General features: G+C 71.3%; 18 protein-coding genes. 5 read left to right on the forward strand and 13 right to left on the reverse strand.

Going from position 1 to position 22,991, the window contains the following annotated elements; genetic code table 11:
• Positions 1-473 precede the first annotated feature (473 nt).
• A complete protein-coding gene (locus ACFW9O_RS14155) occupies positions 474-1,481 on the reverse strand; it encodes a stage II sporulation protein M (RefSeq protein ID WP_384608954.1) in 1,008 nt (335 codons plus the stop codon).
• 119 nt (positions 1,482-1,600) lie between these two features.
• Here ACFW9O_RS14155 and ACFW9O_RS14160 point away from each other — a divergent pair, with 119 nt between their 5' ends.
• On the forward strand, positions 1,601-2,608 hold the full coding sequence (locus ACFW9O_RS14160; protein WP_384608957.1) for an RDD family protein: 1,008 nt from the start codon (positions 1,601-1,603) through the stop codon (positions 2,606-2,608).
• On the opposite strand, the gene ACFW9O_RS14165 is transcribed toward ACFW9O_RS14160, so the two are convergent.
• The 9 genes from ACFW9O_RS14165 to ACFW9O_RS14205 form a co-directional block, all read right to left on the reverse strand.
• Positions 2,605-3,222 (reverse strand): hypothetical protein, encoded by a 618-nt coding sequence (locus ACFW9O_RS14165; RefSeq protein WP_384608960.1) that lies wholly within the window; start codon positions 3,220-3,222, stop codon positions 2,605-2,607. The two genes, ACFW9O_RS14160 and ACFW9O_RS14165, sit on opposite strands and share 4 nt — an antisense overlap.
• 123 nt (positions 3,223-3,345) lie before the next feature.
• A complete protein-coding gene (gene ahcY / locus ACFW9O_RS14170; protein WP_351178372.1) occupies positions 3,346-4,803 on the reverse strand; it encodes an adenosylhomocysteinase in 1,458 nt (485 codons plus the stop codon).
• A 271-nt stretch (positions 4,804-5,074) separates the two neighbouring features.
• A complete protein-coding gene (locus ACFW9O_RS14175; protein ID WP_384608963.1) occupies positions 5,075-6,109 on the reverse strand; it encodes a cation diffusion facilitator family transporter in 1,035 nt (344 codons plus the stop codon).
• 87 nt (positions 6,110-6,196) lie between these two features.
• Positions 6,197-7,363 (reverse strand): mannose-6-phosphate isomerase, class I, encoded by a 1,167-nt coding sequence (gene manA, locus ACFW9O_RS14180; RefSeq protein ID WP_384608965.1) that lies wholly within the window; start codon positions 7,361-7,363, stop codon positions 6,197-6,199.
• 68 nt (positions 7,364-7,431) lie between these two features.
• Positions 7,432-8,568, reverse strand: coding sequence for an SIS domain-containing protein (locus tag ACFW9O_RS14185; protein ID WP_384608968.1), 1,137 nt, complete (start codon positions 8,566-8,568; stop codon positions 7,432-7,434).
• Positions 8,569-8,608: 40 nt separating this feature from the next.
• Positions 8,609-8,791: a Trm112 family protein gene (locus ACFW9O_RS14190; RefSeq protein ID WP_351178384.1), complete on the reverse strand. Its 183-nt coding sequence runs from the start codon at positions 8,789-8,791 to the stop codon at positions 8,609-8,611.
• A 325-nt stretch (positions 8,792-9,116) separates the two neighbouring features.
• Positions 9,117-10,484 carry a phosphomannomutase/phosphoglucomutase gene (locus tag ACFW9O_RS14195; protein WP_384608971.1) on the reverse strand — a complete coding sequence of 456 codons (1,368 nt, stop codon included), beginning with the start codon at positions 10,482-10,484 and terminating at the stop codon, positions 9,117-9,119.
• A gap of 61 nt (positions 10,485-10,545) precedes the next feature.
• Complete coding sequence (locus ACFW9O_RS14200; RefSeq protein WP_384608973.1) at positions 10,546-12,162, reverse strand: L-lactate permease; 1,617 nt, start codon at positions 12,160-12,162, stop codon at positions 10,546-10,548.
• Positions 12,163-12,327: 165 nt separating this feature from the next.
• Positions 12,328-12,705 (reverse strand): DUF3499 domain-containing protein, encoded by a 378-nt coding sequence (locus ACFW9O_RS14205; RefSeq protein ID WP_384608976.1) that lies wholly within the window; start codon positions 12,703-12,705, stop codon positions 12,328-12,330.
• A 320-nt stretch (positions 12,706-13,025) separates the two neighbouring features.
• Between ACFW9O_RS14205 and ACFW9O_RS14210 the strand changes: the two genes are divergently transcribed.
• Positions 13,026-13,454: a metallopeptidase family protein gene (locus ACFW9O_RS14210; RefSeq protein WP_351178402.1), complete on the forward strand. Its 429-nt coding sequence runs from the start codon at positions 13,026-13,028 to the stop codon at positions 13,452-13,454.
• A gap of 24 nt (positions 13,455-13,478) precedes the next feature.
• Here ACFW9O_RS14210 and ACFW9O_RS14215 read toward each other — a convergent pair whose 3' ends face one another.
• The 3 genes from ACFW9O_RS14215 to ACFW9O_RS14225 all read right to left on the reverse strand — a co-directional run bounded on the left by ACFW9O_RS14215 (position 13,479) and on the right by ACFW9O_RS14225 (position 19,416).
• Entirely contained in the window at positions 13,479-15,056 is a 1,578-nt protein-coding gene (locus tag ACFW9O_RS14215; protein WP_384608979.1) for a DUF5719 family protein, read from the reverse strand.
• Positions 15,053-18,895 (reverse strand): glycosyltransferase family 2 protein, encoded by a 3,843-nt coding sequence (locus tag ACFW9O_RS14220; RefSeq protein ID WP_384608982.1) that lies wholly within the window; start codon positions 18,893-18,895, stop codon positions 15,053-15,055. The genes ACFW9O_RS14215 and ACFW9O_RS14220 overlap by 4 nt, the downstream gene beginning before the upstream one ends.
• A 257-nt stretch (positions 18,896-19,152) precedes the next feature.
• Positions 19,153-19,416 carry a WhiB family transcriptional regulator gene (locus tag ACFW9O_RS14225; RefSeq protein ID WP_031093859.1) on the reverse strand — a complete coding sequence of 88 codons (264 nt, stop codon included), beginning with the start codon at positions 19,414-19,416 and terminating at the stop codon, positions 19,153-19,155.
• Positions 19,417-20,065: 649 nt separating this feature from the next.
• On the opposite strand from ACFW9O_RS14225, the gene ACFW9O_RS14230 reads away from it, so the two are divergent.
• The 3 genes from ACFW9O_RS14230 to ACFW9O_RS14240 are packed head-to-tail and all read left to right on the forward strand — an operon-like array spanning position 20,066 to position 22,938.
• The gene (locus ACFW9O_RS14230) at positions 20,066-20,608 is read left to right on the forward strand and encodes a cysteine dioxygenase (protein ID WP_384608985.1); all 543 of its coding nucleotides are present in this window, start codon (positions 20,066-20,068) and stop codon (positions 20,606-20,608) included.
• Between the two features lie 57 nt (positions 20,609-20,665).
• Positions 20,666-21,622: a 2-phospho-L-lactate transferase gene (gene cofD / locus ACFW9O_RS14235; RefSeq protein ID WP_384608988.1), complete on the forward strand. Its 957-nt coding sequence runs from the start codon at positions 20,666-20,668 to the stop codon at positions 21,620-21,622.
• A gap of 50 nt (positions 21,623-21,672) precedes the next feature.
• Positions 21,673-22,938 (forward strand): coenzyme F420-0:L-glutamate ligase, encoded by a 1,266-nt coding sequence (locus ACFW9O_RS14240; RefSeq protein ID WP_384609610.1) that lies wholly within the window; start codon positions 21,673-21,675, stop codon positions 22,936-22,938.
• Positions 22,939-22,991 lie beyond the last annotated feature (53 nt).

The raw sequence follows: 22,991 nt of genomic DNA on the forward strand, positions 1-22,991 counted from the left end.
GTCCCGTTTCACCGGGGCCCTCCGGGCGCTTCCCTTCGTTCTTGCGTTTCCGACTCTATCAGACTCTTTCGTGTCCGATTCCCGGTCGAAGCGGGTTTCGCTTTCCAGTTCTTCGCTTTCGCGTTTTCCCTTTCCAGCGATTCCAACTTTACCAGACTCTTCTCCGTTCCGTTTCCGGTCCGAATTTGATTCCGGTGGCCTGTGGACTGGCCTTTGCCTTTCGGCTGACTCGACTTTATCAGAAGCAATTGAGCCGAAGCTAATCGGGTCAATGCTCGAAAGAGAAGAAGAATCGATCGACTCTCCAGGGATCTCGTCCCCGGTAAGAGCGAGTATGAACTTTAACCGTCGCACCCGAACCTGTCCAGTCCGTTGCAACCGTTAAAATCTACCTCCCCACGCCGACTGTGTCAACAGTTTTTGTGGGCGAGGAGGACACTAGCAGGTCAGCAGGGGTGTACGCACATCGGCCGTCAGGCCGCAGAGGGCAACTCGGCACTTCGTTCGACGGCTTCAAGATCACCCGTGTCGCCGGCCCTCGCCGCTCGGCCCCCGAGGATGTAGACGTAGGCAAGAAAGACCAGCTCGGCGACGATCCCGATGGTGATCCGAGCCCAGGTGGGAAGCCCGGAGGGGGTCACGAAGCCCTCGATGACCCCGGACACGAACAGGACCAGGGCGAGACCGATGGCCATGCCGATGGCTGCCCGGCCCTGCTGGGCCAGGGCGGAGCGCCTGCTGAGAGGCCCCGGGTCGATCACGGTCCAGCCGAGGCGGAGGCCCGTACCGGCTGCCACGAAGACAGCGGTGAGTTCCAGCAGGCCGTGCGGCAGGACAAGCCCCAGGAACGTGTCGAGGCGGCCGGCCGAGGACATCAGGCCGATGCCGACGGCAAGGTTGAGCACGTTGACGAAGAGGATCCAGATCACCGGTATGCAGAGGAACGCTCCCAGTACCAGGCACATCGCTGCGGCCTGGGCGTTGTTCGTCCAGACCTGGGCCGCGAACGAGGCCGCCGGGTGGCTGGAGTAGTACGTCTCGTACTCCCCGCCGGGGCGGGTCAGGCTGCGCAGGTCCTCGGGGGCGGCGATCGCCGACTGGACCTCGGGGTGGGTGCCTATCCACCAGCCCATGACAGCGGCCAGAAGTACGGAGAGCACCGCCGTGGGGATCCACCAGTGCCGCGAGCGGTAGACCGCTGCGGGAAAACCGGCGGTCAGGAATCGTGCGGCGTCGCGCCACGAGGCACGGCGGGTCCCCGTCACCGTGGACCGGGCGCGGGCCACGAGCTGGGTGAGTCGCGCGGTGAGAAGTGGGTCCGGGGCGCTGGACTGGATCAGGGAAAGGTGGGTCGCCGTTCGCTGGTAGAGGGCGACGAGTTCGTCCGCCTCGGCACCGGTCAGACTGCGCCCTCGGTGCAGGAGGTGGTCCAGGCGGTCCCACTCGGTGCGGTGGGTGGTCACGAAGACGTCGAGATCCATGGTCGGCTGCTGCTCCAGGCATGGTTGCGTACGGGTCCGTACTACTGCGGCGCGCTGCGGGTCAGCTTGGCAGACTGAGGTTCCGAGGGGCAGGGAAGGGCGGCGAAGGGTGGGCGGCGATGAGTGAGCTCGTGACCGGGGATGCGGTCGTTCTGGGGTTGCAGCCGGCGAGGCTACCGAGCCGGGCGTTGGCGATCGCCATCGATCTCGCGGTGGTTCTGACGGTCTTTGTTCTGATATCCATCGGTCTCGCTGTTGCGACCGTGGCGCTCGACGAGGCCGCCACCGCGGCCATCGCCGTCGCCACCTTCCTCCTGGTGCTGGTGGGAGGGCCGATCGCCGTGGAGACGCTCAGCCACGGCCGTTCGCTCGGGAAGCTGGCCTGCGGCCTGCGCGTGGTGCGTGATGACGGCGGACCGATCCGGTTCCGGCACGCGCTCGTGCGGGGTTCGATGGGCGTGGTCGAGATCCTGGGCACGTTCGGTGTCGTGGGATGCATCGCGTCGTTGGTATCGGCGCGGGGACGGCGGCTGGGGGACGTGTTCGCGGGGACCCTCGTCATACGTGAGCGGGTGCCCACCGGGCGGGCGGTTGCCGTGCCGCCGCCACCGCCCTGGCTGGTGGGGCGCTTCGCGCAGCTGGATCTGTCTGCCGTGCCGGACGACCTCTGGCTGGCGATCCGGCAGTACCTCACGCGGATGCACCAGCTCGACCCGGGTGTGGGCGGGTCGATCGCGCAGCGGCTGTCGGACGATCTGGCCGGCCGTACAGGGGTCCCGGTTCCGCCGGGAGTTCCCGCGGCGGCGTATTTGGCGGCGGTCGTGAACGAGCGGCAGGCGCGGGATGTCCGGCGGGTCATGGCTGCTGCCCGAAGAGGGGCTCAGGGAGCCGGACCGGCGCCGGTGCCGACGGGCGCGGTGAGTTCCGGTGGAATCCAGCCCGGATGGCCCCGGCCCGGAGAAGCGGTCCGTCCCGTCGACGGCGCGTGGTCCGCCGCGGCGCCGGCCCCGCCCGGTGCGTCTCCGGCAGAGGCGCCCGGCAGGCCCCTGCCGAACGGTCCCACCCCTGTCGGGACGACCGCTCCCACCCCGCCTGCCGCGACGACCGGGTTCGCCCCGCCTGCCTAGTGGCTCCGCGGGGAGGGCGGGCTTTCCAGGTGCTCGAGCTCGATTCCGGGAGCCGCGAGGACCACGTCCCCGGCGATGTGGACGGTGTGCCGGTCACCGGTGTCGAGGGTGCTGACCTGGTACTCGTCCACGATCAGTGACCCGTTGTCAGTGGCGTGCGCTTCACTCTTCACCAGGGCCCAGGACTGGTCGACAGTACGGGGAGCGAGGACCGGGTCCGTGAAGGTGACCAGGCGGACACGGGTCTCGGGGGAATCGGGGGTGAGGCGCAGGAGTCGTGCCGTGGCGACGAGGAACGCGGGGGACGTGCCGGAGAAGGCGTGGGCGCGGACATTGCCTTCGGTGGCGTGGGTGCCGCTCGGGTCGGTCCGTACCCAGGTGACGCCTTCGAGGGCTGCGCCGCGGATCTGCCAGCTCGCGGCGTGCAGTTGGAGGCGGATGGGGCGGCCGAGCTCGTCCAGGGCCAGGTCGACGGAGCCCAGGTGGTCGCCCGACGGGGCCGTTGTCTGGGAGACATAGCGCCAGCCGGAGGGGCCGGGGGCGCAGTGGAAGTGCTCTTCTCCGAGGGGGGTGTGGTCGTGGAGGTCGTGGAGCGAATACCGGCCGCGGGGCATGGGGTCCTTCTGGTTCCTCGGGCTGTGCGGGGGCGGTACGGGGCAGGCCCCCGGCACGGGGGTGCGGGGGCCTGCGCTCGTACCTGCTGCCGATAGTCCGCCGGCCGGTGGCCGGCGGGCCGCTCAGTAGCGGTAGAGGTCGGACTTGTACGGTCCTTCGACCGGGACGCCGATGTAGTCGGCCTGCTCCTGGCGCAGGGTCGTGAGCCTCACGCCCAGTGCGTCGAGGTGCAGTCGGGCGACCTTCTCGTCCAGGTGCTTGGGCAGCACGTAGACATCGGTCGGGTACGCCTCGGGCTTGGTGAACAGCTCGATCTGGGCCAGGGTCTGGTCCGCGAACGAGTTGGACATGACGAACGAGGGGTGACCGGTGGCGTTGCCGAGGTTCAGCAGGCGGCCCTCGGACAGCACGATCAGGACCTTGCCGTCGGAGAACGTCCAGGTGTGGACCTGCGGCTTGACCTCGTCCTTGACGATGCCGTCGATCTTCGCCAGGCCGGCCATGTCGATCTCGTTGTCGAAGTGGCCGATGTTCCCGACGATGGCCTGGTGCTTCATCCTGGCCATGTCGCCGGCCATGATGATGTCCTTGTTGCCCGTCGTGGTGATGAAGATGTCCGCGGTCTCCACGACGTCGTCGAGGGTGGCGACCTGGTATCCGTCCATCGCCGCCTGCAGGGCGCAGATCGGGTCGATCTCGGTGATGATCACTCGGGCGCCCTGGCCGCGCAGGGACTCCGCGCAGCCCTTGCCCACGTCGCCGTAGCCGCAGACGACGGCGGTCTTGCCGCCGATCAGGACGTCCGTGGCCCGGTTGATGCCGTCGATCAGCGAGTGGCGGCAGCCGTACTTGTTGTCGAACTTCGACTTGGTCACGGCGTCGTTGACGTTGATCGCCGGGAAGAGGAGGGTGCCGTCGCGGTGCATCTCGTACAGCCGGTGCACACCCGTCGTGGTCTCCTCGGTGACACCGCGGATCTCGGACGCCAGCTGGGTCCACTTCTGCGGGGACTCGCCGAGGGTGCGGTTCAGCAGGGTGAGGATGTACGCGTACTCCTCGCTGTCCGCGGTCGACGGGTCCGGGGCAGCGCCCGCCTTCTCGAACTCGACGCCCTTGTGGACGAGAAGGGTGGCGTCACCACCGTCGTCGAGGATCATGTTCGGGCCACCGGTGGGGGTGTTGGGCCAGGTCAGAGCCTGCTCCGTGCACCACCAGTACTCCTCCAGCGTCTCGCCCTTCCAGGCGAAGACGGGCACGCCCGCGGGGGCGTCCGGGGTTCCGTTCGGGCCGACCGCGATGGCGGCGGCCGCGTGGTCCTGGGTGGAGAAGATGTTGCAGGAGGCCCAGCGGACGTCGGCGCCCAGGGCGACGAGCGTCTCGATGAGCACCGCGGTCTGCACCGTCATGTGCAGCGAACCGGTGATGCGGGCACCGGCCAGCGGCTGCGTGGCGGCGTATTCCTTGCGGATCGACATCAGGCCGGGCATCTCGTGCTCGGCGAGGGTGATCTCCTTGCGCCCGAAGGCGGCAAGAGAAAGGTCGGCGACCTTGAAGTCCTGGCGATTGGCGGCCGTCGTCATAACGGGCTGCTCCTCGTGATGGGTCGAGGGTGGGCTGGCTGGCTCTGCGGCGGTACGGGCACACGAATGCCCGGGTGATCCGCAGTGCAGTCCGTCGGAGGCCCTCTCTCCCTCGGCCGGCCCGCGTATGCGAACCGATCGACCGCCATCAGCAGCGACGTCTGGTACTCCGACGAATCTACACCGAACGGCCCAGTGGGCCCCAGCCCGCCCGGGCATCGGGGGTCCCCCACGGGGCCGTTCGGAGCGATCCGGGCCGGTCCTTTACGGGTCAGTGGCCGGAATCGGCCGGGGAGTCCGGGGAGTCCGGGGCAGTCGGGCCATCGGGGCCGGCCGGGTCGACCTGCACCGGGCCTCCGGGGGTCTTGCCCGGGTTGGTGCCGGCCTCTGCGGCTTCCTCGTTGTAGATGTCCGGCTCGAGGTAGATGACCCGGGCGATCGGGACGGCCGCACGGATCCGTGACTCGGCCGAGTTGATGGCGTCCGCGACCTCTGTGGCGGACTCGTCGTGCCGGACCGCGATCTTGGCGGCGACCAGCAGTTCCTCCGGTCCGAGGTGGAGCGTGCGCATGTGGATGATGCGGGTGACGGTGTCCCCGTCGACCACCGCGCTCTTGATCTTCTCGACGTCCTCGACTCCGGCCGCCTCACCGAGCAGCAGCGACTTCGTCTCTGCGGCGAGGACGATCGCGATGACGATCAGCAGGATGCCGATGCAGAGAGTGCCGATGCCGTCCCACACACCGTTGCCGGTGCCCAGGGCCAGGCTGACGCCGACGAGGGCCAGGATCAGGCCGATGAGCGCGCCGAGGTCCTCGAGGAGGACGACGGGCAGCTCGGGGGCCTTGGCACGGCGGACGAACTGGGTCCAGGAGAGCTTGCCGCGGGTCAGGTTGGACTCGACGATCGCCGTGCGGAAGGAGAAGCTCTCGGCGATGATCGCGAAGACCAGCACGCCGACCGGCCAGTACCAGGCCTCGATCGCGTGCGGGTGCTTGATCTTCTCGTAGCCCTCGTAGATCGCGAACATGCCACCGACCGAGAACAGCACGATGGAGACGAGGAACGCGTAGATGTAGCGCTCGCGCCCGTATCCGAAGGGGTGCTGCGGAGTCGCCTCGCGCTGGGCCTTCTTGCCGCCGAGCAGCAGGAGGCCCTGGTTGCCCGAGTCCGCGAGGGAGTGGACGCTCTCCGCGAGCATCGACGACGAGCCACTGAAGAGGAACGCCACGAATTTGGCCACTGCGATCGCGAGGTTGGCGGCGAGTGCCGCCACGATCGCCTTGGTTCCGCCTGACGCGCTCATGGGTGCGTGGTGTCCCTTCCTCGGTGCTGCGGCACGGGCGCCGCGGTACGGCCGGACATTGTTGCAGCCGCTGATGAGGACGGTACGTCAGACCACCACGGTGGCGCGGAAGAGTGTTCCCGTACCGGATACTTCGACCGGTTCGTCCGCCGGGACGAAGACGGATTCGCCCGGTGCGAGGTCCAGTTCACCGATCCGGGGAGCGCCTGCCGTGCAGAGCAGGATCTGCGGGGTGGCCGCTGTCAGGGCGATCGGTGCTCCACCGGACGACAGGGCGTAGCGCGACAGCCGGAACTCGTCGACCGGCGTCTCGTAGAGCTCCTCGCCGGTGGGTGAGGCCTCGGGGCGCAGGATGCCCGGGTCGGTGGCCTCGAAGCGGACGATGCGCAGCAGTTCGGGGACATCGACGTGCTTGGGGGTCAGTCCGCAGCGCAGCACGTTGTCCGAGTTGGCCATGATCTCGACGCCGAGTCCGCCGAGGTAGGCGTGCGGCACGCCCGCGCCGAGGAACAGGGCCTCGCCGGGCTGCAGTTGAACGTAGTTCAGCAGCATGGCGGCGATGACGCCCGGGTCGCCGGGGTAGTGACGGGCAATCTGGGCGTACGGGGCGTGGGCGCCGCCGAGCCGGTCGGCGGCCTCGGCCGCCTCGTTGACCGTGTGCGCCATCTCGTCCGGGTCGGCTGTCAGGATCGCCGTGAGTACCTCGCGCAGGGCCGCTTCCTCGGGGCGGGCGTGGAGCAGGTCCACGTACGGCTTGAGGGAGTCGACGCCGAGGGCCGCTATCGCCTCGGCCGCGTCGGCGGGCCTGCGGAAGCCGCACAGTCCGTCGAACGGCGTGAGCGCGCAGATCAGCTCGGGCTTGTGGTTGGCGTCCTTGTACGTGCGGTGGGGGGCGTCGATCGGGACGCCCCGGCTCTCCTCGTCCGCGTACCCCTGCTGTGCCTGTGCGAGGTCGGGGTGGACCTGGAGGGAGAGCGGCGCTCCTGCCGCGAGCAGCTTCAGCAGGAAGGGGAGGCGGGGGCCGAACGCCGCGACGGCCGCCGGGCCCAGCTCCCGCTCGGGGTCGGCTGCGATGACGTCCGTGAGGGACTGCTCCGTGCCCGAGGGCCGGGTGAGGCGGGAGGGCGCTCCGGGGTGCGCTCCCATCCACATCTCGGCCTGCGGTTCGCCGGTGGGGGCGGTGCCGAGCAGCTCGGGAATGGCCGTGGTGGAGCCCCACGCGTAGGGGCGCACGGTGTTGGAGAGCCGGTCCATGGAAGTTTCGTCCTCGTGTGGTGCGCGGGGCGGAGGTGCGGGAAGAGAAGGGGCGAACAAGCGGTGTTTCAGGCCCGGTTGTCCGCCGCCAGGGAGAGGTAGACGGCCGCGAAGTCGGTGACGGCGAGGAGCTCCGCGAGGGCTTCGAGCTCGCTGCCCTCCTCGGGTTCGAGCTCGCTGATGGCCGTCTCGTGGCTGAGGGCCAGTTCGCGGGCGGCCGGTCCTGCGGTGAGGCCGCCGGTGGGCCGGTCGCGGAGCAGGACGACCCGGGCTCTCATGGCTTCCGGCTCGTCCACCCGGTCCCTGAAGAAGTCGTCGGGGTCGGCTCCCGCGGCGAACGCCCCGGCGAGCAGCCCACCGTGGGAGGGCAGCGCTTCGGGCAGTTCGGCCACGAGGGCCGGGCGGCCGGCGAGTTCGGCCAGTACGGCGGCGAACCGCCGCCCGACGGGGCCCGCGGCGTCGCCCTCCGTCCACAGGAGCGGCAGGCTGTCGGCGAGTTCCGCCGCGAGGGTCTTGGCCGGGTTGCTGTACGTGGCGATGGCCGGGCCGCAACGCTGGGCGGTGCGGTCGAGGCGGTCGGCGACCTTCTGCAACGCGTCGGCGGGCGCGTCGAGCAGGCCCACCCGGTCGAGCAGGGCGAGCAGCGGGGTGAGCAGGGCCCAGAGGGTGCCGGGGCCCGCTGCCGAGGTCTCGGCGTCGTACTCGCCGTGCGGGGCGGTGGCCATCGGTACGACGAGTCCGTGGACGCCGTTGACGGCCTCGCGCAGCGGTGAGCGGACGGGGGCGACGGCGACGACCGTGCAGCCGCGGCGGTAGGCCTGCTCGGCGAGCAGGGCGAGGCCCGGTTCCGAGCCGTCGGCCGTCGCGATCAGCAGCAGGTCCAGGGAGCCGGCCCAGCCGGGCAGCGCCCAGCGCAGGGCTCCTGGGGCGGGTGCGACGCCGGTGGGACGGATCTGGGTGACGGGTGCGGCGGCGCCCGCGAGGCCGCCGATCAGGTCGGCGACCCCCGATGCGGCGGTGCCGGGGCCCGCGACGAGGACGGCGCGCGGCCGGCCTTCGGGGGCCAGTGCGCCGATGCCCGCCTCGGCGGCGTGCCGGGCGGCGGTACGGACGCGGGCACCGGCCTCGGCGGCTCCACGGAGCAGACCGCGCCGGTCGGCTCGGGCCAGGGCTTCCGGGGCGTCGAGCAACGACTCGTCGAGCATGGCGGTGGGCCTCCGATCACCGTGCTGATCAGCGTGCGGACTACGCGGGGCGGCGGGCTTCGTCGACCAGGAGGACCGGGATGCCGTCCCGTACCGGGTAGGCGAGGGCGCAGTCCACGCCGGTGCACACCAGCTCGGGGCTGTCGGCTGCAGACCTGTCGTCGAGCGGGGAGTGACAGGCCGGGCAGGCGAGGATCTCCAGAAGGCCGGCTTCGAGCGGCATGGGGTGGGTCCCTTCGAGCATGCGGTACGGATCAGGCGCGGACCTGGTTCGGTCCACGGAGCTGGAGCGTCGTCAGCCTACCGCCGGGCCGACAGGGGCGCGGCCCGGCGGGGTCTGCCCGGCGGTGCATCCGGCGGCGGGTGCGGGGGAAGCCCTCGGGGCCGCCCGTCCGGCCCGGTCCGGCCGGACCGGGCCTGATCGCCCGTGACCGGCCGGGTCGGGAGCGGGCGCGTCGCGGGTCCTGCCGGGCTCGCGAGCCCCGGAGGAGGCGCCTCTCGTCCTGTTCACGCCTGCCTCGCGAAGCGCCTGGCCCGGGCGGAAGACCCTAGGCGCGGACGAGCGCCAGGACCTCGTCGCGTACCGCCGCCATCGTCTTCTCGTCGCGTGCCTCGACGTTCAGCCTCAGCAGCGGTTCGGTGTTGGAGGCGCGGAGGTTGAACCACCAGTCGGCGTTCGTCGCCGTGAGCCCGTCGAGCTCGTCGAGGGTCACGTCGTCGCGGTCCCCGTAGGCCGCCTTGATCGCGGCCAGCCGGTCCGCCTGGTCGGTGACGGTGGAGTTGATCTCGCCCGAGCCGGCGTAGCGGTCGTACTGGTCGACGAGGCCGGAGAGCGGGCCGTCCTGGCCGCCGAGCGCCGCCAGGACGTGGAGGGCGGCGAGCATGCCCGTATCGGCGTTCCAGAAGTCCCGGAAGTAGTAGTGCGCGGAGTGCTCGCCACCGAAGATCGCGCCGTGCTCGGCCATCTCCGCCTTGATGAAGGAGTGGCCCACCCGGGTGCGGACGGGGGTTCCGCCGTTCTCACGGACGACCTCCGGGACGGACCAGGAGGTGATCAGGTTGTGGATGACGGTGCCCTTGCCGCCGTTGCGGGCGAGCTCGCGGGCCGCGACCAGAGCCGTGATCGCGGACGGGGAGACGCCCTCGCCGCGCTCGTCGACGACGAAGCAGCGGTCCGCGTCGCCGTCGAAGGCGAGGCCGAGGTCGGCGCCCTCGGCGAGGACGCGGGCCTGGAGGTCGACGATGTTCTTCGGGTCCAGCGGGTTGGCTTCGTGGTGGGGGAAGGTGCCGTCCAGCTCGAAGTACATCGGTACGAGGTCGAGCGGGAGGCCCGCGAAGACGGTGGGGACCGTGTGGCCGCCCATGCCGTTGCCCGCGTCCACGACGACCTTGAGCGGGCGGATCCCCGCGAGGTCCACCAGGCCCAGCAGATGCGCGGCGTAGTCGGTGAGGCTGTCGCGCTCGGTGACCGTGCCGGCGGCTGTGGCGGTCGTTGCCGGGGCACCGTGTTCCGACCACTGCTCGACCAGGGTGCGGATCTCGGTCAGGCCGGTGTCCTGGCCCACGGGCGCGGCCCCGGCGCGGCACATCTTGATGCCGTTGTACCGAGCCGGGTTGTGCGAGGCCGTGAACATCGCTCCGGGCAGGTCGAGCGCCCCGGAGGCGTAGTACAGCTGGTCCGTCGAGCAGAGGCCGATCAGGGTCACGTCGGCGCCGCGCCCCGTCGCCCCGCGGGCGAAGGCCGCGGCCAGTCCGGGCGACGAGGGCCGCATGTCGTGACCGATGACGATCGCGTCCGCCTCGGTGACCTGGACGAACGCGGCGCCGAACAGTTCGGCCAGCGCTTCGTCCCACTGGTCGGGCACCACTCCGCGCACGTCGTACGCCTTCACGAGCTGCGACAGATCAGCAACCACGGCCGGTCCTCCTGGGGTCTTTACGGACCGCCCAAACTACCTGGCCGTCCCCCGCCGGCCGTCAGGGGAGCATCCAGCCCAGCACCACCGTGCTCTGGGCCATCACGACGAGGCACATCACCAGCAGCAGGCCGAGGCTCCAGGGCAGGACCTTGCGCAGCAGATCGCCCTCCCGGCCGGCGAGGCCGACGGCCGCGCAGGCGATCGTCAGGTTCTGCGGGGAGATCATCTTGCCGAGCACCCCGCCGGAGCTGTTGGCGGCGGCGAGCAGTTCGGGCGAGAGCCCTGATTCGCGTGCGGCGGACACCTGGAGGGCGCCGAAGAGGGCGTTCGCGGAGGTGTCGGAGCCGGAGACCGCAACGCCGAACCAGCCGAGCACCGGGGAGAGGAAGGCGAGTCCGGCGCCCGCCGCGGCGACGAACTGGCCGATGGTGGCGGCCTGTCCGGAGAGGTTCATGACGTAGGCGAGGGCGAGCACGGAGGTCACGGTGAGGATCGCGTAGCGCAGTTCGTGCACGGTGGCGGCCCACTCCCGTACCGCGTCGCGCGACCGTACGCCGAGCACGACGGCGGTGATCAGGCCGGCGAGCAGGACGAGCGTGCCGCCTGTCGCGACGAGGGGGAGGGTGAAGGCGTTGGCACCCACGGCCTCGCCGTCGGGGTTCGCGACATCGAGGAACGGCCAGTCGAAGACGCGGGTCGCCTCGGCCAGCAGCCGCTTGACGGGCGGGATCTGGGCGACGGAGAACACGGCGACGATCAGGGCGTACGGGGCGTAGGCGCGCAGCACCTCGCGGCGCGGGTCCTCCTGGTCGAGGTCCTCGCTGCGTACGCCGGTCAGCACGGACGCGCGTACGGGTTCGGCGGCGGGCCTGCGGGCGCCGGGAACGGCGATCAGGGCTCCCGCGCCCACCAGCGCGGCCGCGATGTCGGCGAGCTGCGCCGAGACGTAGTTGGACGCGGCGAACTGGGCGACCGCGAACGCCACCCCGCAGACGAGCGCGGGCAGCCACGTCTCCCTCAGGCCGCGCTTCCCGTCCACCAGGAAGACGAGGATGAGCGGTACGACCAGGGCGAGCAGCGGTGTCTGGCGGCCGACGACCGATGCGACGTCGTCCAGCGGCAGTCCGGTGACCTGGGCGAGCGTCACGACGGGCGTACCCATGGCGCCGAAGGCGACGGGCGCGGTGTTGGCGACCAGCGAGACGACGGCCGCCTTCACCGGGTCGAAGCCGAGCGCGACGAGCATCACCGAGCAGATGGCGACGGGGGCGCCGAAGCCGGCCAGCGCCTCCAGGAGCGCGCCGAAGCAGAAGGCGACGACGAGGGCCTGGATGCGGGGGTCGTCGGAGAGCCGGCCGAAGGAGCGCCGCAGGATGTCGAAGTGCAGGGTGCGCACGGTCATCCGGTAGACCCAGAGGGCGTTGACCACGATCCACATGATGGGGAAGAGCCCGAAGAGGACCCCCTGGGCTCCGGCGGAGAGGGTCTGTCCGAGGGGCATGCCGTAGGCGAGCCAGCCGACGAGCACGGCGACCGCGAGGCCGACGAGGCCGGCCCGGTGGGCCTTCACCCGGATGGCGCCGAGCAGGACCAGGACCGTGACCAGCGGCAATGAGGCGACAAGTGCGGACAGGGCTAGCGAATGGGCTACGGGTTCGAGTTGCTGGACAAACACACAGACCTCCCCGGATTCCGTGATGCGGAAGCGATCTCTCGCAGGTGGGGGAATGGTCGTGTCCGCGACAAGTCTCAGTCAATGCCCTGTGCACGAAAAATTGCCCGGGCGGCAAGAAAACTTGAAAGAGGAACCAACTGGAGGAGGGCCGGAACGGTGAGGGCGTCAGCTGTCCGGGGACCGCAGGACCCGCAGATGACCCCGTCGCGCGACCTCCACCGGGTCCGCCGCACGCGGCCCGCGGCCACCGCCGTCGCTACCCCGCTCGTGCGGCCTCGCCGCTTCCCGTACCGCGTTGGCGAGCGCTTCGAGATCGTCACCGCTGGGGCGCGTGGGGGCCGAGGGGTCGGAGAGCCTCACGACCTCCCAGCCGCGGGGCGCGGTCAGCCGCTCACCGTGCTCGGCGCAGAGGTCGTAGCAGTGGGGCTCGGCATAGGTGGCGAGCGGGCCGAGGACCGCGGTCGAGTCGGCATAGACGTACGTCAGTGTCGCGACGGCGGGACGGCCGCACGCGGTTCGCGAACAGCGACGTACAGGGCTCACGATGTTGGACGGTACCGCACTCTTGAGCGGGCTGCGACGACTCTCCCCGAGGTCCCACCACCGTGTCGCCCCGCGAGGTCTCCCCCGACGGCCTCCGCACCGCCGCCCTGACCTGCGCGGCGGCCGGGACGTACCGGCACCTCCGGTTCCCTTCCGGTCGTCGCAGGAGACACAAGCGGTCACCCGACGGAGGGTCAACGGTCGCAGCAGGGGCCTGATCCGGACTCAACCTTGGCCGGAATGCTCACGTGTGGACATTGGGCCCACCTGCGGAGCAGTCGTGATCCATGGATCCTGCGGAGAGTTACGCTGCGTCGGTGATGGACAGTCCCGTACCGCCCCACCCGTCCGAGCCGCGGCCCCGCCGCCGCGACCGTCATGGCCGCGGCATGCGCGGGCCGGTCGCCCCGCCGCAGGTGCCGCTGTCGGTCAGCAGGGGGGAGAGCTTCCGCGATCTCGTCCAGGACTCCGTGGAACGGCTGGAGCGGCGCTGGCCGCAGCTGGCCGATGTCGACTTCCTCGTTCTCGATGTGCCCGGGGACCTGGAGGACACCGTGCCGCTGGGGCGTTCGGTGCCCGCCGTGAAGGGGCAGCCCGCGCAGATCGTCGTGTACCGGCGCCCGGTCGAGATCCGCGCCAAGAACCGTGACGAGCGGGCCATGCTCGTGCACGAGGTCGTGGTGGAACAGGTCGCGGAGCTGCTCGGGCTCTCACCCGAATCGGTGGACCCGCGCTACGGGCAGGAGTGACGCCTGCCCGCGGCGCGGGCCACCTCAGTCGTCCAGGACCGAGAGGTCCTGCTCCGCCGCGGGCACCTCGACCGTGCCGCCGTCGTCCGGCAGCGTCTGGACGGTGAACATCTGGACGCCGTCCTGCGGGATCGTGAGGGTACGGGCGGCATGGACCGGGCCGCCCGATTCCGTCTCGACCGTCAGCGCGTAGCCGCCCTTGAGCCCGGACGGGACCTCCGGGGTCACCTCGAGGGTCGTACCGCCCTTGACCGTGTACGTCTTGACGGTCGATTCGCCGCCTTCGCTGCCCGCGGACGCCGTCACCTTGACCTTGGCGGTCTCGCCGGGTGCGGTCAGGGAGAGCACCGAGCCCTTCGCCCGGTTGTCGGCCACGCTCGCCCGCTCGCCCACCGGGCCCGTCGCCGGAATGTAGGCGATCTCCTGCTCGTCACCGGTGCCCCGCACCACGCGCAGCGCGGCCACGATCGGGGTCGTGGAGCCCTGCGCGGGCGACAGCAGGAGCGATCCGGGCTCCCCCCGCGTGACGTTCTTGAGGTCGACGCCCGCGGTCATCTGCGACTTGATGTGCAGGGTGTCCTTCCCGGCCGGCGCGAACGTCGCGCTCTTCCCCATCAGCTGCACCTTCACATCGGCATCGTCCTCGCCGGGCGCGAAGGCCACCAGCCGTACCGAGGTGGCGTCGGCCGGGATGCCGGGCATCACGAGCGTGCCCGCCGGGTCCTCGGACGCCGCCAGCCAGTCACTGCCCGCCGCGTCGTCCGCGGCCTTGACGACGGCGCCGACACGGCCCTCCCGGGTGGTGACGTGGACCGTCACGTCCTCGACGGCCTCGGTGGTCAGGGTCGAGATCAGCATCGGGACACTCGACCTCGCCGGAACCGTGATGCCCTCGCCCACATCGGTCTTGAGCGCGCCCTCGGGGCCGTACAGCTCGATGTCGGCGACGGCGGCGGTGTCGTCGGGGTTGGTCAGATGGACGTAGTCCTGCCGCGTCGCCGCGGTGCTCGCGCCCGGGAACCAGAAGTCCGTGTCCGGCCCGGAGCAACTGACGCCGAGAAGACCGCGGGACCCGCCGGCGAGGTTCGTGGTGGTCTGCTGGGCGGCCCAGCCGGGTGCCAGCTTGCCGGTGGCGGTGCCGATCAGTGCGGGAGCGTCGGAATCGGACGTCTCGGCGGTGGCCGGCTTGCCGGACGCCTTGAGCGTGATGACGGGCTTGTCGGCCGCGGCCTTCTCCTTGGCCTCGTCCTTCTCGCTGTCCTCGTCCTTGTCCTTCTCGCCCTCCTCGTCCTTCTCCGCGTCGGACTTCTCCGCGTCGGACGGCACGTCCTCGTCCACCGGGAGCGCAACGGACGGCTTCAGCTCGGCGGTGCCGGCCTCGCCGTCGCTCTCCCCCGCCGGGGTGAAGGACGTGTACGTCGTGTCCGACAGGTCGGAGCCGCCGGGCGCGGGGCAGAGCAGGCTGGAGCGTTCGACGGGGAGCCTCGCGGCCGCCCCGGCCTCCGGCGTGCCCGCGTCGCCCGGCGCGGTGAGCGCGGCGAAACCGGTGACGGCGGCGAGGGCGACGGTGCCCGCGATGAGGGACAGGGGGGTGGACTTCACTCGGACTCGCCTCGCGATGCGTTGCCGGACGGCCAGGGGCCCTCGCCCGGAGCGGTGTTCTCGTCATGTGCGTCGTACGGGGCGGCTTCGCCCGTGCCCGGTGCCTGGGGCTGCTGCTGTGCATAGCCGTACGGGTCGTAGGCGCCCTGCTGGTACGGGTCCGGCTGGTACTGGCCGGTCCCGTAGGGGTCGGCCGCCGGGTACTGCTCGCCGTACTGGCCGGTGCCGTACCCGCCGTTGTCCTGCCCGCCCTGGTACTGCTCGCCCTGGTACTGCTGGGGCTGGTACTGCTCGCCCTGGTACTGGCTGTAGTCCGCGCCCTGGTACTGCTGCGCGTCCCACCCCCCGTAGTTCTGCTGCGGGACCGCCGCGTACGTGCCGGTCGCGTCCTGCTCCTCCGGGACCGCCGCGTACGGATCGGCGCTCTGCTGCGCCGGGATGTACTCCCCGGGCGCTCCGGCAGGCTCCTGGACGACAGGAGCGGCTGCGGCGTCCTGGCCGTACGGAACCTCGTACGGGGTCTCCGCGCCGTCCTCCCCCGCCGCCGCGGCCTCGGCCTCGGCCGCCGCCCGGAGCCGGCGCGCCCTGCGTCCGTCTCCGGTGAGTGCCTCGGCCCCGGCGGTCACGGCCTCCTCGGGCAGGTCGTCGTCGATCTCCCGGCGGCGTCCGGGCAGTGCCAGGACCAGCAGGACGACGGCGAGCGCCACCTGCGCCCAGATCCAGGCGGTGTGTGTGACGGGGCTGTCGTACGTGAGGTCCAGCCTGCCGCCCTCGGACGGGAGCTCGAAGCCCTGCGCCCAGCCGTCCACGGTTTTGGGGGTCAGCGCACGGCCGTCCAGCGTGGCCTGCCAGCCCGGGTCCGCCGCGTCGGCGATCCGCAGCACCCGTCCGGAGCCGCCCTCAGGAATCCTGGAGTGGGCTTCGACGGCGAGCGAGCCGACCTGCAGCTGCGCGGCTTCCTCCCCGCTCGCCCCGGACGGCGGGACGATCATGACGCGGGCGACCGGGCGGTCGACGCGCCACAGGGCACTGCCGTCCAGCTGGCTGAGCCTCTTCAAGCCCGGAGTGGAGTCGAGCACGCGGCTCATCTGCCGCGGCGCCCCGTCCCGCACGAGGACGTAACGGATCGCGAAGCCGCTCAGCTGACCGCCCTGGTCGGCACCGGAGCCCGCGACCAGGTTGGCGACGACCTTGTCGAGGTGGGCGTTGCTGCCGCCCGCCTCGGTGAGCTCGGCGTCGCCGAGGCGGGCGCCCGAGCCCCGGACCAGGCTGTAGGACACGGCGGCCGGTGACGTACCGCCGAGGACCAGGGTGCGCGGCTGGTCGCTGTTGTTCGTGCTCTCCTCCGCGACGAACTCGGGCACCTGCACCGGATCCCGGCGCTCCAGCGGTCCGGCCGCGCCGCCGATCATCCACCCGGCCGCGGCCAGCACGGGCGCGATCCCGGCGGCCAGGGCGATCAGGGCGGCGACCGGCTGACGCCAGCCGAAGCTGAGCGCGGTCACGCGCACGCGGGCGCCGTCGGCGCCGAGCAGCGCGGCGGCGATCAGCGCGGTCCCGTAGACGAGGGTGGCCGGGCCCGCCCAGGTGGACCCGTTGGAGAGTCCGGCGAAGAGCAGCCCGACGAGCGCGGCAGCCCACGCGGCGCGGATCGCGAACTGCCTCTCCCCGCGCAGCAGGGCCGCCAGCGCCGCCAGCACGATGCCGAGCAGCAGAACGCCGCCCGCGGCCTTGGGGCCACCGGGGCTGATGCCGAGCAGGTCGAGCGCGGACGCCGTTCCCGTACCGATGTCGAGGCCGGCCTCCCTGAGGAAGCCGGACGGGCCGGAGAGCAGGGACAGCGACCAGGGCGCGAGGACCAGCAGCGGAGTGCCGACGGTGGCCAGGAAGCGCAGTCCGTACGCGGTGATGTCGCCCCGGCGCAGGACGAGCACCCCGATACCGAGGGTCACGGCGAGCGGCCAGACGATCGGGGTGAAGGCCATCGCGAAGGTGATCAGCAGCGTGTACGCCCAGGTGGCACGCCAGCTGCCGCGCGCCGTTCCTCCGTCGCCGCGCAGCCCGTACGCGGCAACGGCCGCGCGGGCGATCAGCGGGAGCAGGACGGCCAGTACGGCGGTGCCTAGGCGGCCGGTGGCCAGCGCTCCGGTGGCGGCGGGCAGGAAGGCGTACGCGATGCTCGCCCAGGCCCGCAGCAGCCGGGACTCGATCAGCGGCCGGGAGGCGAAGTAGGCGGTGAGTCCGGCGAGCGGTACCGAGCAGACCAGCAGCAGGGTCAGCGCGAAGCCGGTGGAGCCGAGGAACAGGGCCGACAGTGCGGCGATCACGGCGAGGTAGGGCGGTGCGGTCTGGGTACCGCCCGTACCGACCGGGTGCCAGCCGTCCGCGTAACGCCCCCACAGGTCGGAGACGTCCGCGGGTGCGGGCAGCAGGGCGCCGCCCACGAGTGCGCCGCCGGCCAGGAGGCTGCGGCAGGCGATGAGCGAGACGAGGAGGAGCAGCGCGAAGAGCACGGGGCCGGGCTTGCGGCCGATCCTCTTGAGCCGCGCGAACTGCTCGATCTCCAGGAAGTCGGCGTCGTCACCGCCGGGCCCGGACTCGACGGCTCCGTGCCGTGAGCCGCCGGAGTCGGAGTCGGTGCGGTTGCCGAAGTTGCCCGCGACCTGTTCGACGGTCGCGCGGACGGTGGCGCCGGGCGGCGGGAAGAGCGCACGCAGTTCGGCGGGGTCCACGGCCCCCTTGCCGCGTGCGCGGCGTGCCGAGAAGATCCGCCCGGGGCGCAGCAGGGTGCCGAAGAGTCCGGCGACCTCGTCGAGCGCCTGCCCGGGGACTTTTCCGACGAGGTAGGCGAGGGTGCGGAGCAGGGTGCCGAGAACGAGACGGAGCAGGGCCCAGGGCAGCTGCTTGCCGCGGGCGTTGACGAGCATCGCGTAGACGGCGCCCGCCTTGTCGACGCGGTGCGGGCTGGAGACGGAGCGTCCGGCGCAGTCGATGGGGCGGCGTTCCCTGGCGGATGCCTCGGCGTGCCGAAGGATGGCGTCGGGTGCGACGAGTACCCGGTGGCCGGCCATGTGGGCCCGCCAGCACAGGTCGAGGTCGTCACGCATCAGCGGAAGTCTGCGGTCGAAGCCGCCGAGCTCCTCCCAGACGTCACGGCGGATGAGCATGCCCGCGGAGGAGACGGAGAGCACGGTTCGGACCTGGTCGTGCTGGCCCTGGTCCTGCTCGCGCCGGTCGAGTCCGGTCCAGCGGCGTCCGCTGTTCGCGATGGAGACGCCGACCTCGAGCAGCTGCTTGCGGTCGTACCAGCCGCGCAGCTTGGGTCCGACGATCGCGGCGTGCCTGTCGTTGTCGACGACGCGCAGCATCTCGGCGAGCGCGTCCGGCTCGGGTGCGCTGTCGTCGTGCAGCAGCCACAGCCACTGGACGGGTTCGCCGTGCGGGAGCTCCGGCAGGTCGTACGCGTCGTCGCGCCAGGTCCGGCTGACCGGGTCCCAGCCGCTGGGGCGCTTGAGGTACGGAAGGTCGTCGGGGGTGAGGACGCCGGCCGTGCGGCTCGCCTCGTCGACGGCCGTGCCGAAGTTCGTACGGCGCGCGAGGTGCAGGACGCGTTCGCCGCCCAGGGCCTCGGTGACCAGCCGGGCGGAGTCGTCGGCGCTGCCGGTGTCGGCGGCGACGACGTTCTGTACGGGGCGTTCCTGCCCGAGCAGCCCGGCGAGCACATCGGGCAGCCAGCGTGCGCCGTCGTGGGAGACGAGCACGGCGGTGACGACGTGCCGGGGGAACTCTGGGGCGGCGGCGACCGCGTTCGGCGCCGCCGAGGTGCTGTGCACGGACATCGAGGTACGGGCCCTCCGGCCGGGTCCGGAGGGGGATCCCCCCGGGGGCTGCATCGGTGTACACGCGCGCCCCGGCGGGGCGTTGGCGCGTCTCTCGGACGGGGCCCCACACTAACGGTACGGGTGTGCGCCCCGTGCCGAGCGGTTCGACGGCGGTGACCGGAGGCGTCCGGACATGCCGGTGGCCCGTGGTTCCCGCCCTGTGCGCAGGGTGGGAACCACGGGCCACCGGCATGCGTGGTCCGCGGTGGTGCAGCTCAGATGGCGGCCTTCTTGAGGCGTCGCCGCTCACGCTCGGAGAGGCCGCCCCAGATACCGAACCGTTCGTCGTTGTTGAGGGCGTACTCAAGGCATTCGGAACGGACTTCGCAGGCGAGACAGACCTTCTTCGCCTCGCGGGTGGATCCGCCCTTCTCGGGAAAGAAGGACTCGGGGTCTGTCTGGGCGCACAGTGCGCGCTCCTGCCAGCCGAGTTCCTCGTCCGCGTCCTCGACCAGCAGTTGCTGGAACAGCTCGGTCATGTGCGCCCCTCGTCTGTCTCTTGCGTCCCCGTGATGCAGCCGTTACTGAAGCGGCCGAACGACACGAGTGAAATTACAAGTGTGTAGCTCCGGGCCAGTCAAGCGAAGATCTGCTATTGGCCCTGGTATTCACTCTGCGGAACCAAGCCTATGCGGAAAGTGTTCAAATCACCAAAAACCTGACATATGCCATCGGCCTGGCTCCGCGCCGCTTCTCACCGAGTGAGACGACCGGGGTTGCCCCGATGTTGCGATTCGATCACCGAAGGGATCAAGATCACAGTCGGGTCACGGATCCTCAACCGCGTTTACTCATGCGGTTGATGCGCCACCTTGCCTCTCCCGCAACTGCCAAAACCTTTCTCCACCCACTACAACCGGATGGGGTGAAACATTGCCGCCAATTCGGGCATTGGGTTGACAGAAGGACGAGCAAGCCGGTCTCCTTGACTGCATGCCAGCGACCACAGCCGCGTACCCGACCCACGTCCGTGGGTTCCGTACGGCTGTCCAGGCCCGCTGTTGCTGTTCCAGCTGTCACAGCTGTTGAAGCCCTGAGCTCCAGCTCTGATCCAGCTCTCCTTCCCCGCTTTCGGGTCTCCGCGACTCCCCCCGCACATGCACCCCCATGCCGAGGACCACCGCACCCATGAACAGCAGCGACAGCGACCTCTCGATCGCCGGCGACATCCTCGAGGTCCAGCACCTCCTCCAGCCGGCCCGCACCCACCCCTCCACCGTGGCCGAGTTCGTCGGCCTGGCCCGTTCCCTCGCCGCGGACCGGTCCCGCTGGGCGCACCTCGTCCGGTACGACACCACCACCCGCTGGTACCACCGGCTGCAGAGCGTTCCCCCGGCCACCGGCTCCGCCACGGCGGGGGAGACCCCGCCCGGCTACGAGGTGTGGCTGCTGAGCTGGGTTCCCGGCCAGGGCAGCGGGCTCCACGACCACGGCCTGTCCTCGGGTGTACTCACCGTCCTCGAAGGCGAACTGACCGAGCGCACGGAGGGCGGGACGCGGACGCTCGGCGCCGGCGCACAGCGCGTCTTCGCGCCCGGCTACGTCCACGAGGTCGTCAACGACTCGCTCGAACCGGCCGTCAGCCTGCACATCTACTACCCGGGTCTGACCGACATGCCGATGCACACCGCGCAGTGCGCCCCGGCCGCCCTGGACGCCGTACCCGCCTGACGGCGACGTCACGACCACCCCCACGGGGACCGCGTCCCGCCTGACAGACTGGTCCTCATGCGCATTGTGGTTCTGGCCGGCGGTATCGGTGGTGCTCGTTTCCTGCGTGGCCTCAAACAGGCCGCCCCTGACGCGGACATCACGGTGATCGGCAACACCGGCGACGACATCCATCTGTTCGGGCTGAAGGTCTGCCCCGACCTGGACACCGTGATGTACACCCTCGGCGGTGGCATCAACGAGGAGCAGGGCTGGGGGCGTACGGACGAGAGTTTCCAGGTCAAGGAAGAACTCGCGGCGTACGGCGTGGGACCCGAGTGGTTCGGGCTCGGCGACCGTGACTTCGCGACCCACATCGTCCGTACGCAGATGCTCGGCGCGGGCTATCCGCTGAGCGCGGTCACCGAGGCGCTCTGTGCGCGCTGGAAGCCGGGGGTCCGGCTGATCCCGATGTCCGACGACCGCGTCGAGACACACGTGGCCGTCGACGTCGACGGCGAGAGCAGAGCCATCCACTTCCAGGAGTACTGGGTGAAGCTGCGCGCCTCCGTGACGGCGCAGGCGATCGTGCCGGTCGGCGCCGAGCAGGCCAAGCCCGCGCCGGGAGTGCTCGAAGCGATCGCCGAGGCCGACGTCATCGTCTTCCCGCCGTCCAATCCCGTCGTCTCGGTGGGCACCATCCTGGCCGTGCCCGGGATCCGGGAAGCGATCGCCGAGGCCGGGGTGCCGGTCGTCGGCCTCTCCCCCATCGTCGGTGGCGCACCCGTGCGCGGCATGGCCGACAAGGTGCTGGCCGCGGTGGGCGTCGAAGCGACGGCCTCGGCCGTCGCACAGCACTACGGCTCGGGGCTGCTCGACGGATGGCTCGTCGACACCGTGGACGCCGGGTCCGTGGCCGGGGTCGAGGCGGCCGGAATCCGCTGCCGCGCCGTGCCGCTGATGATGACGGACGTGGACGCGACCGCGGAGATGGCGCGGCAGGCTCTGACACTCGCCGAGGAGGTACGGGCGTGAACCGCGGACCCGACGGGGCACCCTCGTACCGGGTGTGGGCGCTGCCGGGGATGCCCGAGGTGAGGGCGGGCGACGACATCGCCAAGCTGATCGCCACCACGGACCCGGGGCTCGTGGACGGGGACGTCCTGCTCGTCACATCGAAGATCGTCTCCAAGGCGGAGGGCCGGATCGTCGAGGCGGCCGACCGCGAGGCGGCGATCGACGCCGAGACCGTCCGCGTGGTCGCCCGGCGCGGAACGCTGCGGATCGTGGAGAACCGGCAGGGCCTCGTCATGGCCGCGGCCGGGGTCGACGCGTCCAACACCCCCACCGGCACCGTTCTGCTGCTCCCCGAGGACCCGGACGCCTCCGCACGGGCGATCCGGGACGGACTGCGCGACACGCTCGGGGTCGAGGTCGGAGTCGTCGTCACGGACACCTTCGGGCGCCCCTGGCGCAACGGCCTGACGGACGTCGCGATCGGGGCCGCCGGGGTCAGGGTGCTGGACGACCTCCGGGGCGGCACGGACGCGTACGGCAATCCGCTGAGCGCGACCGTGGTCGCCACGGCCGACGAGCTGGCCTCGGCCGGTGACCTGGTGAAGGGCAAGGCGTCGGGGCTGCCGGTCGCGGTGGTGCGCGGGCTGGCCCATGTCACGGCCACGGCGGACACCGGGGGCGGTGCCCGGGCCATGGTGCGGGTCGCCGCCGACGACATGTTCCGGCTGGGAACGTCCGAAGCGGTACGCGAGGCGCTGCATCTGCGGCGCACGGTGCGGGAGTTCACGGACGAGCCGGTGGACCCGGGAGCCGTACGGCGTGCGGTCGCGGCGGCGGTGACGGCTCCGGCCCCGCATCACACGACGCCGTGGCGGTTCGTCCTGCTGGAGTCGGCGGAGTCACGGACCCGGCTGCTCGACGCGATGCGCGACGCGTGGATCGCGGACCTGCGCCGGGACGGCCGGAGCGAGGAGTCGATCGCCAAGCGGGTGCGGCGGGGCGACGTCCTGCGCAACGCGCCGTATCTGGCGGTGCCGTGCCTGGTGATGGACGGCTCGCACACCTACGGGGACGAGCGCAGGGACGCCGCGGAGCGCGAGATGTTCGTGGTCGCGGCCGGCGCGGGCGTCCAGAACTTCCTGGTGGCGCTGGCCGGTGAGCGGCTCGGCTCGGCGTGGGTGTCCTCGACGATGTTCTGCCGGGACGTGGTGCGCGAGGTGCTGGACCTTCCGGACTCGTGGGATCCGCTGGGCGCGGTGGCCGTGGGGCACGCGGCGGGTGCGCCACGTGAGCGGGGCCCGCGCGACGTCGAGGAGTTCGTCGCGGTGAGGTGAGGCGGACAGGGGGTCTCCCTGCCCGTCACGGGCCCTTCACGGCTCTCACGGCT

Origin of the sequence: Streptomyces sp. NPDC059499, assembly GCF_042749285.1 — a bacterium.
Taxonomy (GTDB): Bacteria; Actinomycetota; Actinomycetes; order Streptomycetales; family Streptomycetaceae; genus Streptomyces.

Coding starts and splice junctions, on each gene's coding strand:
- ACFW9O_RS14155 (WP_384608954.1), bottom strand. CDS start 1,481: ATGGATCTCGACGTCTTCGTGACCACCCACCGCACCGAGTGGGACCGC.
- ACFW9O_RS14160 (WP_384608957.1), top strand. CDS start 1,601: ATGAGTGAGCTCGTGACCGGGGATGCGGTCGTTCTGGGGTTGCAGCCG.
- ACFW9O_RS14165 (WP_384608960.1), bottom strand. CDS start 3,222: ATGCCCCGCGGCCGGTATTCGCTCCACGACCTCCACGACCACACCCCC.
- ahcY (WP_351178372.1), bottom strand. CDS start 4,803: ATGACGACGGCCGCCAATCGCCAGGACTTCAAGGTCGCCGACCTTTCT.
- ACFW9O_RS14175 (WP_384608963.1), bottom strand. CDS start 6,109: ATGAGCGCGTCAGGCGGAACCAAGGCGATCGTGGCGGCACTCGCCGCC.
- manA (WP_384608965.1), bottom strand. CDS start 7,363: ATGGACCGGCTCTCCAACACCGTGCGCCCCTACGCGTGGGGCTCCACC.
- ACFW9O_RS14185 (WP_384608968.1), bottom strand. CDS start 8,568: ATGCTCGACGAGTCGTTGCTCGACGCCCCGGAAGCCCTGGCCCGAGCC.
- ACFW9O_RS14190 (WP_351178384.1), bottom strand. CDS start 8,791: ATGCCGCTCGAAGCCGGCCTTCTGGAGATCCTCGCCTGCCCGGCCTGT.
- ACFW9O_RS14210 (WP_351178402.1), top strand. CDS start 13,026: ATGGACAGTCCCGTACCGCCCCACCCGTCCGAGCCGCGGCCCCGCCGC.
- ACFW9O_RS14220 (WP_384608982.1), bottom strand. CDS start 18,895: ATGTCCGTGCACAGCACCTCGGCGGCGCCGAACGCGGTCGCCGCCGCC.
- ACFW9O_RS14225 (WP_031093859.1), bottom strand. CDS start 19,416: ATGACCGAGCTGTTCCAGCAACTGCTGGTCGAGGACGCGGACGAGGAA.
- ACFW9O_RS14230 (WP_384608985.1), top strand. CDS start 20,066: ATGAACAGCAGCGACAGCGACCTCTCGATCGCCGGCGACATCCTCGAG.
- cofD (WP_384608988.1), top strand. CDS start 20,666: ATGCGCATTGTGGTTCTGGCCGGCGGTATCGGTGGTGCTCGTTTCCTG.
- ACFW9O_RS14240 (WP_384609610.1), top strand. CDS start 21,673: ATGCCCGAGGTGAGGGCGGGCGACGACATCGCCAAGCTGATCGCCACC.